This is a genomic window from Citrobacter sp. 50677481 (assembly GCF_001463265.1).
GTDB classification, from domain to species: domain Bacteria; phylum Pseudomonadota; class Gammaproteobacteria; order Enterobacterales; family Enterobacteriaceae; genus Citrobacter_A; species Citrobacter_A sedlakii.
Genome location: NZ_LNHZ01000004.1, coordinates 1 through 1,108, shown reverse-complemented (window position 1 = coordinate 1,108; position 1,108 = coordinate 1). Strand labels below are relative to the sequence as shown.

The following is a 1,108-nucleotide window of genomic DNA, read 5'->3' as shown; positions in this document are numbered from 1 at the left end:
CATGCCGATGGATATTGTTGAGAGGCTGCATCCGCGTCCGTGGCCGTTCACTGATAAACGGGTGCGTGAGGAACGCGCAGTGGAATGGCGGCTGGTGGGAGAGGCGTAAGTCTCCGGCTTAAACCCGGGAAGGTTTTCCCGGGTATTTCAGGGAAGGATAAAAGACAATGTCATTACCGAGACGAATATACTGTTCAGCAGGCGTATTGCTGACCTGCCTGTTGCTCGCGGCCTGCGATCAGACAGCAGTCGCTCCGGCCAGCCATAAACCCGCCGTGGACCCGTTACCGACGATCAATACCCGGCTGGCGTTCACCTGCAAACATGAAAATATTCCGCAGCCTTCTGTGGAGAGTGAGGTGTTATTTAAGTACGCGCGCTGGCTGCAGAAGAATAACCAGTTAAAGGAAGACGCAAAAGTCGATGCAGAAATTGAACGGCTTTACCGTATAGCGGCAGAAAACGGGCACTATAAGGCTAATATTAATCTACAAAACGGTGCGATGCGGGGGCATTTTCATCTCAGCGGTGCTGAGCGTCTGCGGATGAGCCAGGCGCTAATCGATGCCGGTGTGGCTTCAGGTTATTACTTTGTCGCGGTTTATCTGCAGCACGGCGCTGCGGGATTGCAGCAGGATGATGAGTTGGCGCTGCGTTATTACCGCAAGGCCGCAGATGAGGGGAATGCGCAGGCTCAGGCATACGTTGGTGATAAATTAGCTCCTGTTGATATAGCCCCTGACGTATCAAGGACGATGTTCCGATGTTCTGCAGAGCAAGGTAACGGGCAAGCCGCTATTGCGTTAGGAATAAATCTTAAGAATCGGAAGCAATATCAAGATGCGATCGAAATTTTTCAATTGGGAGTTGCAGCGGGCGATAATTCTGCAGCTAACAGGCTCAGCAAGGCATTTTTAGGGCTAGATTCGGATTCATCCATCTATTACATGGGATTGGAAAAGGATGAAGAGCGAGCACTCCGCTATGAAAAAATCTGGAAAATCCTGTCTGATTATTCCTACGCCAGTCCAACTGTCCCGGAAATCAACGACATCGTTCCGTTGCCACCGGCGCCGCTGCCAGCCTGGGACGGTAAACTAAAATGGCT

At 51.4% G+C, this 1,108-nt stretch carries 1 protein-coding gene; it reads left to right on the top strand.

Annotated features, from left to right (window positions below):
- Nucleotides 1–167: 167 nt before the first annotated feature.
- The coding region (locus tag APU02_RS03125; RefSeq protein WP_060569243.1) for a DUF6396 domain-containing protein at nucleotides 168–1,108 on the top strand (941 nt) is incomplete at its 3' end.